We start from the raw sequence: 15,305 nt of genomic DNA, 5'->3' as shown, positions 1-15,305 counted from the left end.
CCCGATTGGTTCAACTAATAATCGGTGGGGGATGAAACTCCCCACTGATTAAAGTTTCACTTTATAAGGAGGAAATAGACGATGATGGGAAAGAAAATTTTAGTAGTTGATGATGAAAAGCCGATTGCGGATATTTTGAAGTTCAACCTAGAAAAAGAAGGTTTTGAAATTGTAATGGCGCATGATGGTGATGAAGCGATTGAAAAAGCGAATGAAGAGCAGCCAGATATGGTTTTATTAGATATTATGCTACCAGGTAAGGATGGCTTAGAGGTTTGTCGTGAAATACGTAAAAGCTCAGAAATGCCGATTATTATGCTTACAGCAAAGGACTCTGAAATTGATAAAGTATTAGGGCTTGAGCTTGGGGCAGATGATTATGTAACGAAGCCATTTAGTACGAGGGAATTACTTGCTCGTGTGAAGGCGAATTTACGCCGCCATCAACAAGGTGGTGCTGCAGAAAAAGAAGAAAACACGGAAATGGTTATTGGACCAATTGTTATCAATCCAAATGCGTATAGTGTAACGAAACGTGAGGAAAATATTGAACTTACACATCGTGAATTTGAGCTACTACATTATTTAGCAAAACATTTAGGGCAAGTTATGACTCGCGAACATTTATTACAAACAGTTTGGGGTTATGACTATTTTGGAGATGTACGTACAGTAGATGTAACAGTACGTCGTTTACGTGAAAAAATTGAAGATAATCCGAGTCATCCTACTTTAATTGTAACTAGACGTGGAGTAGGGTATTACTTACGTGACCCAGAGCAGGAATAGTATATGAAGAAAGTCGGTTTTTTTCAATCTATTCATTTAAAATTTGTACTCATATATATGCTATTAATATTAATAGCTATGCAAGTTATTGGAGTATATTTCGTAAGGGAGTTAGAAAAGAGTCTTGTACAAGGCTTTAGAGATTCTTTAACGCAGCAAACGAATTTATTAGCATATAACTTGAAACAAGAGTTTAAAAAAAGTCATACAAAAGCAGAAACAGAATCAACAGATGAAACGATTAAAACTTCAATTCGAAAATTTGCCTCTGATCGAAAGAAAGATATTCAAGAGGTAAGTGTATTTGATTCGAATAGAAAGTTACTTGCTATTTCAGATGAGTCAAAGCAAAACAAGGTAAATAGAACCTCAACTGATATTGCTGTTCAACGGGTATTGGTACAAAAAAAGCCAGAAGTGAAAATTGAGAAGGATGGTCGTACAGGCCATCGTGTACAAGTTATGCTTACTCCTATTATAGATGATAACGGCAAGGATCCACTTGGTGTTATTTACATTGTTGCATCTATGGAAGATGTTTATAAACAGATGAAGGATATTAATCAAATTTTTGCGACTGGAACCGTTATTGCATTACTCGTAACAGCTGTACTTGGAATTTTGTTAGCTCAAACGATTACGAGACCAATCTCAGATATGCGAAGACAAGCGATTGAAATGGCAAAAGGAAACTATTCAAGAAAAGTAAAAGTGCATAGCCATGATGAAATTGGACAATTAGCATTATCTTTCAATAATTTATCAAAAAAATTACAACAAGCTCGTTCTTCAACGGAAAGTGAAAGACGTAAATTATCATCCGTTTTATCACATATGACAGATGGAGTAATTGCTACTGACCGAAAAGGGGACATTATTTTATTAAATGATCCTGCGGAAAAGATGCTAAATGTTTCGCGTGAAACGGCGCTCGATCAATCTGTTTTAGAAGTATTAGGGATACAAGAAGAATTTACGCTCGATCATTTATACGAAGAGCCTGATTCCGTGTTATTAGATTTTAGTACGAGAAATGAACCATATATTTTACGTGCTAGTTTCTCTGTTATTCAAAAAGAGACAGGGAAAGCAAATGGTTTAATAGCCGTATTATATGACGTAACTGAACAGGAGCGTATAGAAAGGGAACGCCGTGAGTTTGTGGCAAACGTTTCCCATGAATTAAGAACGCCATTAACAACGATGCGCAGTTACTTAGAGGCACTTACGGACGGCGCATGGCAAGATCCGAATATTGCACCACAATTTTTAACAGTTACACAAGAAGAAACAGAAAGAATGATTAGACTTGTAAATGCATTATTGCAACTTTCTAAACTTGATAGTACAGAACACCGTTTAATGAAAGAATGGGTTGACTTTACTGACTTCTTTAATAACATTATTGATCGTTTTGAAATGTCTAAAGAGCAAAACGTAAGTTTCAAACGATCTTTCTCTAAGAAATCCCGATTTATTGATATGGATACAGATAAAATTACGCAAGTTTTGTATAACATTATTTCGAATGCATTAAAGTATTCACCAGAAGGTGGAACAGTAACATATCGCTTACGTGATCGCGGGGAATTACTAGAGATTAGTGTAAGTGACCAAGGAATGGGTATTCCAAAAGAAAATGTCGATAAAATCTTTGAACGTTTTTATCGCGTAGATAAAGCACGTTCAAGACAAATGGGTGGTACAGGACTTGGATTAGCAATTGCGAAAGAAATGATTGAGGCACATGGTGGCTCGATTTGGGCGAAGAGTGAGGAAGGAAAAGGGACAACTATTTACTTCACATTGCCGATGGCAGCGGATGAAGAGGACGATTGGGAATGAGTATGGAAAATGTTAAAACGATAGTTTTAATTAATTTAGTTGTAATTAGCTTATTTCTTACTTTTAACTTATGGACGTATGTGCCAGATTCCACGTCTATGCAAAACGCAAAATTTGTGCAAGGGAATGAAGGAACTACTCAAACTAAAATCGCTGATGTTGTCCGTCCTACTTCTATCATCGTGCATAAAGATAAAAATCATTACGGGAGCAAAAGAGAGGGAGATATAGAATCAATCTATAAAACTTTGGAAGCAGGGGAGTTATATGATTTCAAAGAGATACCGATTGCTAAAGGTGATTTCCTTTCTTATGTGCATGGTGAAGGGAAAATTGAACTTGTTTTTCCTACCAACATCCCATTTGATGCAGTTAAATCTATGTTTAATATGAAAGAAAAAAGTATAGATAAACCTAAACATTTTAATCGAATTATTCTTGATCCTTCTAGAAGTAGAGATCAAGAAATTAAAATTAATTTTGTTTCTGATGGTGATAACTCTAGAATATATGAAGCAAAATTAAGTGGTGTATATTTAAAAGATGTTGTAAATGCACAAAATCAATTTATAGTATCGGCAAAACCTTATTTTGACTATCAAATTAATGATATGAAAAAGCTATTTTTACCAGATGGAACGACAGAATTAAGTAATATAACATATATTTCATCAAATTTAGCGGTTGATACATTTAAGAATGCTCTTTTTAGTGACCCACGTTATTTAAGCCCTATTACTGAGAAATCAAAAGAAACATTTACAGATGGTATTAGGTCCATGGAGATTGAAAACGACCAGCATATGTTAAAGTATAAAAATTCTTCGGTTTCAAGTGAGAAAACGACAGATAATTTAATGCTTTTACAAAAAAGTTTTGATTTTGTAAATGGTCACAGTGGGAGTTTGGATTCATATCGTTTGGACTATATGAATAAAGGACAGACGGTATTCCGTTTACACGAAGATGGATATTCCGTATTCAATACAGATGGATTAGCTGAATTGAGACAAGTATGGGGATCAGAAGACGTAATGGAATATGAAAGACCGTTGTTGTCTTTAAATACGAAAGGCATAGAACAGAAGGTTACTCTTCCATCAGGTCACGTTGTAATAGCATCCTTAGAAAATAACGCCGCGGTAGATAAAAGATTCATTAAAGACGTTGGTATTGGATACAAATTATCACTAGATGGGCAAGTAGCTAGGCTACAGCCAATTTGGTATGTAAAGTTTGTTGAAGATGAAGCTGGCAAACAAAAAATATATGAGTGGAGTGAAGGAGGACTAAATGGATTGGGATCGGATTAAAACCATATTTATTGTGACCTTTTTTGTTTTGGACCTCTTTCTCATTTTTCAATTCATTCAAAAGCAAGATAGTAATCAATTGGAGCTTATTGCAGAAACAAAGATAGATCAAGAATTAAAAGCAAACAAAATTACTATGGGTAATTTCCCTAAAGAACCGAAAAAAGAGTCATTTATTAGGGCGGAAAACAAGGCATTTAAAGAAGAAGATGTACAGTCTTTAAAAAATCAAACAGCGCATATACAAAATATGTACAAGATAGAAAGTAAGCTAAAAGAGCCCTTTTTGAATACAAAATCATTATCCAAAGATAAGTATAGTGATTTTTTGAAGAACTATGTATTGGATGGACAAAAGTATGAGTATGGGGCGATGAAAGACTCTAAAATTTACTTCTTCCAAAAGTATAAAGATAAGCCTATTTTCTATAACGATCAGGCAATGATTGTTGTGGAATTAAATGAAAAAAATGAACTTGTGTCGTACACACAGACGATGCTAACTGATTTAAAAGAAATGGGCGAAAGTGAAAAAACGAAACAGCAAGAAATTATTACTGCTCAAACGGCTTTAGAGAATCTGTATTTAAAAAATAAAGTTCATGGGAATACACATGTAAAAGAAGCACAAATTGGTTATGCCACCCTTACCGCATCTACTTCTAATAACCAAGTACTTGCTCCAACGTGGAATTTAAAAACGGAGCAGAAGCAGGACTTCTTTGTAAATGCAATTGAAGGACAAGTTATGGAATTAGGGGAAAGGGAAAATCAAGTGGTTGATGAACATACTGGAGTGAGAAAGAATGGGGTTGCATTTTAGCGTACTTGCAAGTGGAAGTACAGGGAATATGCTATATGTAGGAACAGATGAAAAAAAATTACTTGTCGATGCAGGTTTAAGTGGTAAAGCAACAGAGGCTTTATTTAAACAGGCAGAACTAAATATAAATGATGTATCAGGTATTCTTGTAACACATGAACATAGTGACCATATTAAAGGATTAGGTGTATTGGCACGTAAATATGATTTACCTGTTTATGCAAATGAGAAAACATGGAATGCAATGGAACATTTAATTGGAAATATCCCAACTGAGCAAAAGTTTATTTTCTCAGTTGGGGATGTAAAAACATTCGGTGATATTGAGGTCGAGTCATTTGGGGTTTCTCATGATGCGGCAGAGCCGATGTTTTATGCTTTTCATAACAATAATAGAAAGTTAGCCCTTATTACAGATACGGGATACGTGAGTGACCGTATGAAAGGTGTTATTAAGGGTGCTAATGCTTTCGTGTTTGAAAGTAATCATGACGTGGAAATGCTTCGTATGGGACGTTATCCATGGAGTATTAAGCGACGTATTTTAAGTGATGTGGGGCACGTTTGTAATGAAGATGCTGCATTAGCGATGGCGGATGTCATTACAGATGAGACAAAACATATTTATTTAGCCCATTTAAGTTTAGATAATAACATGAAAGAACTAGCACGTATGTCAGTATCACAAGTATTAGAAGAAAAAGGATTTGGAGTGGGAGAAGCCTTCGAAATTCATGATACGGATCCGAAAATGCCTACAAAAATTCAATACGTATAATTCTTCATTTTAGTAAACAATAAAGGTGAATATAGTTGTTTTCAGAAAGATGGGTGAACAAATATGTCCTTTATTGATGAAGAAAATTATCGTATGAAACGTGCAAGAAAAAAGAAGCATAAAGGTATTGTTATTTCTAGCATAGCAGGAACAATTGTAGGAGCTTCGTTATTTGCATTTGGAGCGCCTTTATTTGCGAATGATGCGGGCGCGCTTCCACAAGCTGAAGCAAGTGGAAGTAATATGGCCGAAGCTCAAGGAATTAAACAGATTAGCTTTGTTGATGCTGTTGATCGTGCGTCTGAAGCTGTTGTTGGGGTTATTAATATTCAACGAGATAATTTTTCAGAGGCAGATTCAGAAGCTGGTACAGGATCGGGTGTAATTTATAAAAAAGCAGATGGCCAAGCTTATATTGTAACGAATAATCATGTTGTTGCTGGAGCGAATCGTATTGAAGTAAGTTTAAGTGATGGTAAGAAGGTTCCGGGAAAAGTATTAGGAACGGATGTAGTCACAGATTTGGCTGTACTAGAAATAGATGCAAAGCATGTGAAAAAGGTAATTGAGATTGGCGATTCTAATACTGTTCGTAGAGGAGAACCGGTCATTGCGATTGGAAACCCACTCGGGCTGCAATTTTCTGGAACCGTCACACAAGGCATTATTTCGGCTAAGGAACGTATTGTTCCTGTAGATTTGGATCAAGATGGACATTATGATTGGCAAGTAGAAGTATTGCAAACAGACGCAGCAATTAATCCAGGTAATAGTGGTGGTGCGCTTGTAAATGCGGCAGGTCAATTAATTGGCATTAACTCAATGAAAATTGCAGCAAAAGAAGTAGAAGGAATTGGACTAGCTATTCCAGTTACTAGAGCTGTTCCAATTATGAATGAATTAGAGAAGTACGGAAAAGTAAGGAGACCGTATGTTGGAATTGAACTTAGATCGTTAAATGAGATTCCAAACTATCATTGGTCAAAAACATTGCATTTACCAGGCAATGTAACAGAGGGAGTTTGCATTTTAGATGTGAAAAGTCCTTCGCCAGGTGTAGATGCTGGTTTACGAGAACACGATGTGATTGTAGCAGTAGATGGAAAACCGGTTCGCGATATTATCGGATTCCGTACGGCCTTATATGATAAAAAAATTAATGATAAAATGACTCTTACGTTTTATCGTGGTACAAAACGAGCAACAACAACGGTTAAACTAGGCGTTCAAAAGTATTAAAAACAGGAGGGCCTACCTCCTGTTTTCTATTGTAGAAAAGTGAGGTGAAGAATATGAATTTACCTTGTTGTTTAGAACATGTTGAATTAGCTTTAGATATTATTGTGGATGAGTGTGAAGTTGCGCCGGTTATCAACAATGTGGATAACTCGGAAAAAGAGAAAAAAACATGTGAATTTTGTCAAAACAAGGCGACATATGTTGTATCGAACACAGATTCCCACACAATATGTGGGTAACATTTGTGGATATGTGGATAAGTTATGTGGATAACATGTTTGTAAGGTGGGGAATACGTGTGAATATCTCGATTATTTCAATTGGGAAATTAAAAGAAAAATATTTAAAACAAGGTATAGCAGAATACTTAAAACGATTATCTGCATACGCAAAAGTGGAAGTAATTGAATTGCCAGATGAAAAGGCACCAGAAAATTTAAGTGAAGCAGAAATGTTAATTGTAAAAGAAAAAGAAGGTATACGTATACTGGATAAAATTTCTGACGATACGCATGTCATTGCGTTAGCGATAGAAGGAAAGCAAAAATCATCAGAAGAATTTGCAGTAAGCTTAGATCGTCTTGCTACATATGGAAAGAGTAAAGTTGCATTTGTAATTGGTGGATCACTTGGACTAAGTTCAGAAGTAATGAAGCGTTCAAATGAATCTCTTTCTTTTTCAAAGATGACATTACCACACCAATTAATGCGATTAGTATTGCTTGAGCAAGTGTATAGAGCATTTCGTATTAATCGTGGGGAACCGTATCATAAGTAAGTGAGATTTTAATAAATGACAAAAAATAAGTGTAGGACTATATGAAATCGTAGTCCTACACTTATTTTTATTAAATTGTGAGAGCTAATTATAATATGAAACATAAAACTCACAAACCAAGATATAGAACAAAAACGACATGCTAGGAAATATAACTTGAATCCAATAAAACTTGAGATAAATAGTAATGTATCCGACATAATGGTGTCGGATTAAATGTGATAAATGAGGGATAATCATGTCAGTAGTGAACCTGTTACGAAAAAGAGAAAAATCCCTAACAGCTCCTCAACTAAAAAGATTCAAAAAGATCTATAAACTATTAGAAGCTTAATTGAAGGATATTTGGAGGCGATCGTATGAAAGAATATAAAAAATGTCAAAGTTGTGCCATGCCACTAAAAAAGATTGAAGATCGTGGTACGGAGAAGAATTTAGATCAAAGTAGCATGTACTGTAAGCATTGTTACCAAGTAGGGGAATTTACGTAAAAAGATATTTCTGTAGATGAGATGAAACAATTTGTAAAAGATAAATGCATCGAAATGGGTTTCCCGAAGTTTTTAGCAGGAGTGTTTGTAAAAAACCTTCATAAATTAGAGAGGTGGAAATAGGCACTACAATCCATGCTATATGTAATGCATATCTCATTTTGATCTGTTATGGTGAACCGTATTATAAGTAAAGGCGTTTTTTTCTGAATTAAATATGTATAAAGGTATGTGAGCTGATTTGTTTTGCATACCTTTGTTGGTTAAGTAGGTATCTCAATACAACGCATTGGATATATGTGTTGAATATATGTTTATTCAGTAAAAGGGCAGGATTTATTTAAGAATACAAATAGGCATTTTATGAAAACGAAGCAGCGTAACGAATGAAATTGACACAGAATGATTTTTCATAAATATCTAATCAATACCTAATTTACCTGCATTCTCCTGAAGTAGTGTTCTTAAAAAATATATATATTTTTTACATGTTTTACCTTATAATATGTTTATCGAAATGATAGATGGATAAGGTGGACAGGAATAAGATACGTGAAAATGCATCTTGTCAGGCATCGAATACAATCAATGCAAAATTTTGTGCTACATATGGGGGAAAGTTTGAAAACCCAACATCTAAGCTAAACTAGTTGGATCTTCTGAACCGACTACGCAAAAGCACGAGACCATTGTTAAAAAACCTTGGTTTATTTGGTTTGTCGTAATAATCGCATTATAGCTATAATTGACTTTATTGATAAATCGATGAAATACAATTCAGATTGTCTCGCAAAATCTTTACCGAAAATAACAGAAGCTGGAGATGTAGATGCGTTCTATGAGTAAATTGCTATTATGGAATATATCTGTTTGAGCGTGATAAAAAGTATCGATTAGTCTTTGATGAAAACAAGGGTAGTTGTGTGATTGAAATATTGAATTTCTCAATATAAATAAAACAATAGGAGGTTGTGTTAGTGAAAAGTGTACGTGGAGTTATGCTCGCAGAAGATGAAGTAATGATTCGTGAATATGAAGCGTCATATATTGATAACCCTAAATCAGAAGGGTATGTCATTGCAACAAATCGTCGTTTAATTTTTACAGGTAGCACATCAACAACGACGGGATCAAGTATTTTAGTACGTGATACAAAAATCGATACGATTACAGGTATTTATGGTGGTTTAACAAGAAAGAAAAGCATTATTCAGATTATTATCGGTGTGTTGATTGCAATAGTAAGTTTATACTTCTTAATAAATGAAGGTGGCCTTGTTGCTTTCATCGCTCTTTTATTAGGTGCTTTTATGGCGTATAGAGGATTCAATGCATCAGGTGTTCAAATGTACCTATATGTACTTAGTAGCCAAACTTCGCCTTCTATTAGTGTATCCGTAGAAGCAAGCCGTGGTCTATTTTCTCGTATTAATAATCATGATGCCGCAATGACGGTTGCTGCTTCAGGTCCAGGGAGACATACAGAGCAAATGATTAAAGAAATTAGTGCTCTAATTCAAGACATTCAAATCATGGGTGACTTAGCGATAAACAAATGGAATAATCAACAAATGGTCGATGAACCTGTTCAACCGAAACCGTCTACAAATGAGCAGTTTTCAACAGTTGTAGCTACAGTGAAACAAACAGCTAACAAAGTAAAAGAAACAGCAGTAACAGCTTCTGAGGTTGTATCTGAAGTGTCTAAAAAAGCAAAAGAAAATAAAGAAGAGAAATCAGTTGCTATCAAAAATACAAAAGCATGTAGCTGTGGTACTGTGTGTGCTGCAGATGCAGACTTCTGTACAGAATGTGGTAATAAGTTAGACAGTAAGTCAGAAGTTATTTTCGGATAAATATCAAAGTTGTTCTTCTTAGAGGAACAACTTTTTTTTGGAAGGAGCTATTATGAGTTATTTAAAAAATGAAGTATTAGATGGCCAACAATTATTAACATTACAAGAGGGCGAAGTAAGGTGGTTTGGTAGCGCGAAATATGGTATTCCTGGAAAAAATCTTACAGGAATTACGATTGATCCGTTATTATTACAACGTCATATGCTATTTGTTGGATCGATTGGTAGTGGGAAATCTGTTTCGCTATTTCATTTAATCGACGGTCTACGCAAAAATGCAACAGAAGATGATATGTTTGTGTTTTTTGATGCTAAAGGTGATTACATCGAAAAATTTTACCAAGAAGGGGACTATGTACTGACTAATGAGGCAGAAGTAGTACCTGGTATGGTGCGATGGAATATTTTTGATGATATTATGGCAACAATGCCATCGAAACGTGAAGAAGTCATTTGGGAAATTGCATCATCTTTATTTAAAGAGGATATTGAATCTTCAAGTTCACCTATTTTCGCCACAGGAGCCCGTGATTTATTTGCAGCGATTTTATGTGCGAAAGTTCGAGAAATCGAAAAAGAAGGAACAGTAGAAAACCATGCGACATTTATTTCATGGTTACAAGTTGCCACAGATGTAACGGTACGAAATTTACTATTAAATCACCAAGATTTGAAATGGGTTAAACATTATATTAATAAATCTAATGATCCAAAAACAAATCAATCATTCTTCATGCACCTGTACCAAAATTTATTCAATGTTTTTAATGGAACATTTAGAGAGGCTGGTAATTTTTCATTAACTCGTGCAGTAAAGGAACGGGGTCAACGTGCCGTATTTTTAGAGTATGACATTGCAAGTGCTAATGTAATGAAGCCAATTTATACATTGTTATTAGACATAGCAATGAAAAACGCACTTGGTCAGAAAGAAAAAGAAGCACGGGGCAATATTTTCTTCATTTTAGATGAGTTACCACTAATTCCGAAACTCAACTATATGGACAATGCACTGAACTTTGGTCGTTCTTTAGGAATTCGTGTCATTGCAGGAATCCAAAATGTTGGGCAAGTTCATCATGTATACACAGAAAGGTTAGGGGACAGTATTTTAAGTGGCTTCGGGACTGTTTTCGCATTCCGTTTATTTGATGAGGCAAGTCGCACATTTATTCGAAATCGTCATGGTATGAATAAAAAGATGATTGCTTATTCAGCATCTAATGCAAGCAAAGGTGTGCAAGATGCGATTATTGATGGGCATGTTATCGAAGATTGGGATTTAACAAAACTATCGATTGGCCAATGTATCGTATCACCGTTTAATGGGGGACCATTTAAATTTTATCCAATGAACTACACAAAATAAGTATCTAAATAAACTTAGAGGAGGCCACAATATGACAACAGAATTATTTGTACCTATCGGTCGAGATTTAGGGCTATACGATGAAAAAAATGGGGAACGTTTTTATGCAGTAGGCAGTAGCTTATCTCCAATTATTTTAACGCATGTCGAATATTTTGCATGGTCGAAATTACGCTACTATTCATCAATTTTTCAATGGCAAGAGGAGCTATCAGCGAAACTAAAGCCTAAATTTCCAAAGCTACAGTTTGAAGATATCCTCTTGAAATTATTGCGTTTCAATTTAATCATGCCTTGGTATTTTGAAGATGCTGAAAATAGTTTACTTGTCGAAACGTTTGCGACACGTAATGGTGTGGCTTATGGATGTGAGAATAACAAGTGGCGCATAGGCAGCGCCCTGAAAAGAGACAATCTACATTTAACGAGAGAGCAGTATGCCCTGTGGAATGCTGCAGCTGGTAGTGAAGCTTTAATTGAAATTTTATCAATAACAATGACTCAGCTAGGGATGAATGATACTGAAGTGCTAGCACTTCTAAATGAACAAGGTGCAAAATTAATAAAATTAGGTTTGTGGAATGTCGAATACTTACCATTTATGGCAGAGGGGGCAGACGATGTCGAATAAATATATTGCAATTGGTGAAGGATTAGGTCAGTTCCAAGATCTTTATCAAGCAAATACATATAAATTGAAGTTGCAAGAAATTGTAGAAGTAGATGATTTTTCGTATAGCCTGTGGGAAGTCATTAAGGCGCAACCAAGTACCCTACAGAAGTTGCTCAAAATCAATCCAGCAATAGAGGCGAATGCACTAAAAACAACCTTAGCAAATTTAGAATCAAAAGGGGCTATTGTGAAGTATCCGGATACGTATTCATCAGAGTTTTTTGATCGCTTTTCGCTAGTTCCAAAAGGACAAGCAGGAAAACAAACCGGAAATCTCTATACAGTAATGAGTTTCCCGAAGCATGATCCAGTGGAAATGCCGGTTGTCTCTTATTTGATCTGGTTCCATGCACATCCGATTATGCCATGTTCGAATGTATTACAAGCAGTTCATGATGATTCTGGGATAGCGTTAGGCAGCATTGTTGAAGAGTTTATGAATTGGATTCCGCTTCTAATTACATGCGATGTTCTTTCGCTTCGCCCATTAGGGTAGGGACTAAACGATGAGTCGTATTAAACAAATTGCTGGTAAATTCAAACAAATATACACAGAAAAAAGACAAACAGTCGTTTCAACATATCAAGATACAACTTCAGGAATTCAAGCATTAAAAGGAACATCTTTTGATGAAAAGAAACAATTAGCCTCTGCTTATATAGGCGAGAAATTTGGTATAAACACGGAAAAAAGCATCGCAGCAAAACAAGACCAAATTAAAGATTTAAGTAAAACTGTTGAGGCAAATCTTAATTTTGAACGAAATATAGCAGGGTCTATTGGGAAGTATGGAACCAGGTATGGCATCAAGTATGGCATCAAGGGAGTTAAGTCGATAATTGACATCCCATTTGTCGGGGGTATTGTAGAAACCGCTATTGAAGCAGCTATTGGAGAAGGATTTAAAGCAGGATTAAAAGATAAACTTGAACAGCTAGAAAACAAAGCGGGTGAAGTGACGAAAGAAGGTTACGATAAAATACTAGGTGGTCGGAGAAGAGAAAAGCTGCAAGAGAAATATGACAGTATGACCCCAGATGAAAAAGAGGGGCTTCGGGAAACGTTAAAAGAAAGCGTGGAAAAAGAAACATATAACAAGGGTGTTTTAGAAAAATTCCGAAATCAAAAAGAGCAAATTAAGCAGGAGAAATATGGGGTGGAAAAGGAATTCCCTAGTACAACTCTTATTAATCCAGATGATAATGGTAGTAACGGACCACCATCGCCACCACCAGAAGATGAAGGCATGATAGAAAGTCCAGTACAACAAGAGAAGGATGAGGGAACACGGGGTGCTGACGAATCCATCGCACAAGACGAACAAGAATATAATGATTCAGTAGATGGAGAGGTTGATAATTTAACAGGCCCACAGGAACAACCGGAATCCTTGTTGCGGGAGGACGGTGAGGCAGAGGCCGAGAAAGCCCACGAACAAGAAGTTACAGAAACTGATGTCATGCCACATACGGAAGAAAAGGATTTAGAATCTGAGGGAGACCGAGAGCCGGAGCAAGAAGAACCCGAGGAAGAGCGAGAACGTGAGCAAGAGGACTCAGAGGAAGAATCAGAGGAAGACCGAGAGCCGGAGCAAGAAGATCCAGAAGAAGAATCCGAGGAAATCCCAGAACTGGAGCGAGAAGATCTAGAGGAAGAATCTGAGGGAGACCGAGAGCCGGAGCAAGAGGACTCAGAGGAAGAATCTGAGGAAGAGCGAGAACGAGAGCAAGAGGACTCAGAGGAAGAATCTGAGGAAGAGCGAGAACGAGAGCAAGAGGACTCAGAGGAAGAGCCAGAACGAGAGCAAGAGGACTCAGAGGAAGAATCAGAGGAAGACCGAGAGCCGGAGCAAGAAGATCCAGAAGAAGAATCCGAGGAAATCCCAGAACTGGAGCGAGAAGATCTAGAGGAAGAATCTGAGGGAGACCGAGAACCGGAGCAAGAGGACCCAGAGGAAGAATCAGAGGAAGACCGAGAGCCGGAGCAAGAAGATCCAGAAGAAGAATCCGAGGAAATCCCAGAACTGGAGCGAGAAGATCTAGAGGAAGAATCAGAGGAAGACCGAGAACCGGAGCAAGAAGAACCCGAGGAAGAGCGAGAACGAGAGCAAGAGGACTCAGAGGAAGAGCGAGAACGAGAGCAAGAGGACTCAGAGGAAGAATCAGAGGAAGAGCCAGAACTGGAGCAAGAAGAATCCGAGGAAGAGCCAGAACTGGAGCAAGAAGAATCCGAGGAAGAGCCAGAACTGGAGCAAGAAGAATCAGAGGAAGAGCCAGAACTGGAGCAAGAAGAATCAGAGGAAGAGCCAGAACTGGAGCAAGAAGAATCAGAGGAAGAGCCAGAACTGGAGCAAGAAGAATCAGAGGAAGAGCCAGAACTGGAGCAAGAAGAATCCGAGGAAGAGCCAGAACTGGAGCAAGAAGAATCAGAGGAAGAGCCAGAACTGGAGCAAGAAGAATCCGAGGAAGAGCCAGAACTGGAGCAAGAAGAATCCGAGGAAGAGCCAGAACTGGAGCAAGAAGAATCCGAGGAAGAGCCAGAACTGGAGCAAGAAGAATCAGAGGAAGAGCCAGAACTGGAGCAAGAAGAATCAGAGGAAGAGCCAGAACTGGAGCAAGAAGAATCAGAGGAAGAGCCAGAACTGGAGCAAGAAGAATCAGAAGAAGAGCCAGAACTGGAACAAGAAATGCCAGAGGAAGAACCAGAACTGGAACAAGAAATGCCAGAAGAAGAGCCAGAACTGGAACAAGAAGTGCCAGAGGAAGAGCCAGAACTGGAGCAAGAAGAATTAGAAGAAGAGCCAGAACTGGAACAAGAAATGCCAGAGGAAGAGCCAGAACTGGAGCAAGAAGAATCAGAAGAAGAGCCAGAACTGGAACAAGAAATGCCAGAGGAAGAGCCAGAACTGGAGCAAGAAGAATTAGAAGAAGAGCCAGAACTGGAACAAGAAATGCCAGAGGAAGAGCCAGAACTGGAGCAAGAAGAATCAGAAGAAGAGCCAGAACTGGAACAAGAAATGCCAGAGGAAGAGCCAGAACTGGAGCAAGAAGAATCAGAAGAAGAGCCAGAACTGGAGCAAGAAGAATCAGAGGAAGAGCCAGAACTGGAGCAAGAAGAATCAGAGGAAGAGCCAGAACTGGAGCAAGAAGAATTAGAAGAAGAGCCAGAACTGGAACAAGAAATGCCAGAGGAAGAGCCAGAACTGGAGCAAGAAGAATCAGAAGAAGAGCCAGAACTGGAACAAGAAATGCCAGAGGAAGAACCTGAAACAGAAGAATCTGGAGAATCAGAGACGAACTATTATCAAGAGGATGAAGATGAAGGATACTAGCATATCAAATTGAATAACG

14 protein-coding genes are annotated in these 15,305 nt (G+C 37.3%); all 14 read left to right on the top strand.

The window, feature by feature from the left end:
- The first annotated feature begins 81 nt into the window (after positions 1–81).
- The 14 genes from walR to ACHZK0_RS26610 all read left to right on the top strand — a co-directional run bounded on the left by walR (position 82) and on the right by ACHZK0_RS26610 (position 15,286).
- Positions 82–789, top strand: a complete 708-nt coding sequence (gene walR, locus ACHZK0_RS26675; protein ID WP_000971865.1) for a cell wall metabolism DNA-binding response regulator WalR — start codon at positions 82–84, stop codon at positions 787–789.
- 3 nt (positions 790–792) lie between these two features.
- On the top strand, positions 793–2,634 hold the full coding sequence (gene walK / locus ACHZK0_RS26670; RefSeq protein WP_000755360.1) for a cell wall metabolism sensor histidine kinase WalK: 1,842 nt from the start codon (positions 793–795) through the stop codon (positions 2,632–2,634).
- Entirely contained in the window at positions 2,631–3,947 is a 1,317-nt protein-coding gene (locus ACHZK0_RS26665; protein WP_262741945.1) for a YycH family regulatory protein, read from the top strand. Before walK ends, ACHZK0_RS26665 begins: the two co-directional genes overlap by 4 nt.
- Entirely contained in the window at positions 3,928–4,770 is an 843-nt protein-coding gene (locus ACHZK0_RS26660) for a two-component system regulatory protein YycI (protein WP_061680119.1), read from the top strand. The genes ACHZK0_RS26665 and ACHZK0_RS26660 overlap by 20 nt, the downstream gene beginning before the upstream one ends.
- Positions 4,754–5,548: an MBL fold metallo-hydrolase gene (locus ACHZK0_RS26655; protein WP_000522836.1), complete on the top strand. Its 795-nt coding sequence runs from the start codon at positions 4,754–4,756 to the stop codon at positions 5,546–5,548. The genes ACHZK0_RS26660 and ACHZK0_RS26655 overlap by 17 nt, the downstream gene beginning before the upstream one ends.
- Before the next feature lie 63 nt (positions 5,549–5,611).
- Entirely contained in the window at positions 5,612–6,787 is a 1,176-nt protein-coding gene (locus ACHZK0_RS26650; RefSeq protein ID WP_063262413.1) for a S1C family serine protease, read from the top strand.
- 53 nt (positions 6,788–6,840) lie between these two features.
- On the top strand, positions 6,841–7,026 hold the full coding sequence (locus ACHZK0_RS26645; RefSeq protein ID WP_144534438.1) for a CxxH/CxxC protein: 186 nt from the start codon (positions 6,841–6,843) through the stop codon (positions 7,024–7,026).
- Positions 7,027–7,085: 59 nt separating this feature from the next.
- On the top strand, positions 7,086–7,565 hold the full coding sequence (rlmH, locus tag ACHZK0_RS26640; protein ID WP_001027003.1) for a 23S rRNA (pseudouridine(1915)-N(3))-methyltransferase RlmH: 480 nt from the start codon (positions 7,086–7,088) through the stop codon (positions 7,563–7,565).
- A 359-nt stretch (positions 7,566–7,924) separates the two neighbouring features.
- On the top strand, positions 7,925–8,056 hold the full coding sequence (locus ACHZK0_RS26635) for a zinc ribbon domain-containing protein (RefSeq protein ID WP_270606928.1): 132 nt from the start codon (positions 7,925–7,927) through the stop codon (positions 8,054–8,056).
- A gap of 977 nt (positions 8,057–9,033) precedes the next feature.
- Positions 9,034–9,912 carry a hypothetical protein gene (locus tag ACHZK0_RS26630; protein ID WP_395761060.1) on the top strand — a complete coding sequence of 293 codons (879 nt, stop codon included), beginning with the start codon at positions 9,034–9,036 and terminating at the stop codon, positions 9,910–9,912.
- Between the two features lie 52 nt (positions 9,913–9,964).
- Positions 9,965–11,281: a type IV secretory system conjugative DNA transfer family protein gene (locus ACHZK0_RS26625; protein WP_270606932.1), complete on the top strand. Its 1,317-nt coding sequence runs from the start codon at positions 9,965–9,967 to the stop codon at positions 11,279–11,281.
- Between the two features lie 31 nt (positions 11,282–11,312).
- Positions 11,313–11,912: a hypothetical protein gene (locus ACHZK0_RS26620; protein ID WP_395761059.1), complete on the top strand. Its 600-nt coding sequence runs from the start codon at positions 11,313–11,315 to the stop codon at positions 11,910–11,912.
- Positions 11,902–12,450 carry a hypothetical protein gene (locus ACHZK0_RS26615; protein WP_395761058.1) on the top strand — a complete coding sequence of 183 codons (549 nt, stop codon included), beginning with the start codon at positions 11,902–11,904 and terminating at the stop codon, positions 12,448–12,450. The genes ACHZK0_RS26620 and ACHZK0_RS26615 overlap by 11 nt, the downstream gene beginning before the upstream one ends.
- A gap of 10 nt (positions 12,451–12,460) precedes the next feature.
- Entirely contained in the window at positions 12,461–15,286 is a 2,826-nt protein-coding gene (locus ACHZK0_RS26610) for a hypothetical protein (RefSeq protein ID WP_395761057.1), read from the top strand.
- Positions 15,287–15,305 lie beyond the last annotated feature (19 nt).

The organism is Bacillus sp. 3G2 (genome assembly GCF_044324725.1).
GTDB lineage: Bacteria > Bacillota > Bacilli > Bacillales > Bacillaceae_G > Bacillus_A > Bacillus_A mobilis.
The sequence above is the reverse complement of the archived record's forward strand: the minus strand, read 5'-3'. Positions and strand labels throughout refer to the sequence as shown.

What these genes read in the sequence shown, in the direction of transcription:
- walR (WP_000971865.1), top strand. Translation starts at nt 82, where the DNA reads ATGATGGGAAAGAAAATTTTAGTAGTTGATGATGAAAAGCCGATTGCG.
- walK (WP_000755360.1), top strand. Translation starts at nt 793, where the DNA reads ATGAAGAAAGTCGGTTTTTTTCAATCTATTCATTTAAAATTTGTACTC.
- ACHZK0_RS26665 (WP_262741945.1), top strand. Translation starts at nt 2,631, where the DNA reads ATGAGTATGGAAAATGTTAAAACGATAGTTTTAATTAATTTAGTTGTA.
- ACHZK0_RS26660 (WP_061680119.1), top strand. Translation starts at nt 3,928, where the DNA reads ATGGATTGGGATCGGATTAAAACCATATTTATTGTGACCTTTTTTGTT.
- ACHZK0_RS26655 (WP_000522836.1), top strand. Translation starts at nt 4,754, where the DNA reads ATGGGGTTGCATTTTAGCGTACTTGCAAGTGGAAGTACAGGGAATATG.
- ACHZK0_RS26650 (WP_063262413.1), top strand. Translation starts at nt 5,612, where the DNA reads ATGTCCTTTATTGATGAAGAAAATTATCGTATGAAACGTGCAAGAAAA.
- ACHZK0_RS26645 (WP_144534438.1), top strand. Translation starts at nt 6,841, where the DNA reads ATGAATTTACCTTGTTGTTTAGAACATGTTGAATTAGCTTTAGATATT.
- ACHZK0_RS26635 (WP_270606928.1), top strand. Translation starts at nt 7,925, where the DNA reads ATGAAAGAATATAAAAAATGTCAAAGTTGTGCCATGCCACTAAAAAAG.
- ACHZK0_RS26625 (WP_270606932.1), top strand. Translation starts at nt 9,965, where the DNA reads ATGAGTTATTTAAAAAATGAAGTATTAGATGGCCAACAATTATTAACA.
- ACHZK0_RS26620 (WP_395761059.1), top strand. Translation starts at nt 11,313, where the DNA reads ATGACAACAGAATTATTTGTACCTATCGGTCGAGATTTAGGGCTATAC.
- ACHZK0_RS26615 (WP_395761058.1), top strand. Translation starts at nt 11,902, where the DNA reads ATGTCGAATAAATATATTGCAATTGGTGAAGGATTAGGTCAGTTCCAA.
- ACHZK0_RS26610 (WP_395761057.1), top strand. Translation starts at nt 12,461, where the DNA reads ATGAGTCGTATTAAACAAATTGCTGGTAAATTCAAACAAATATACACA.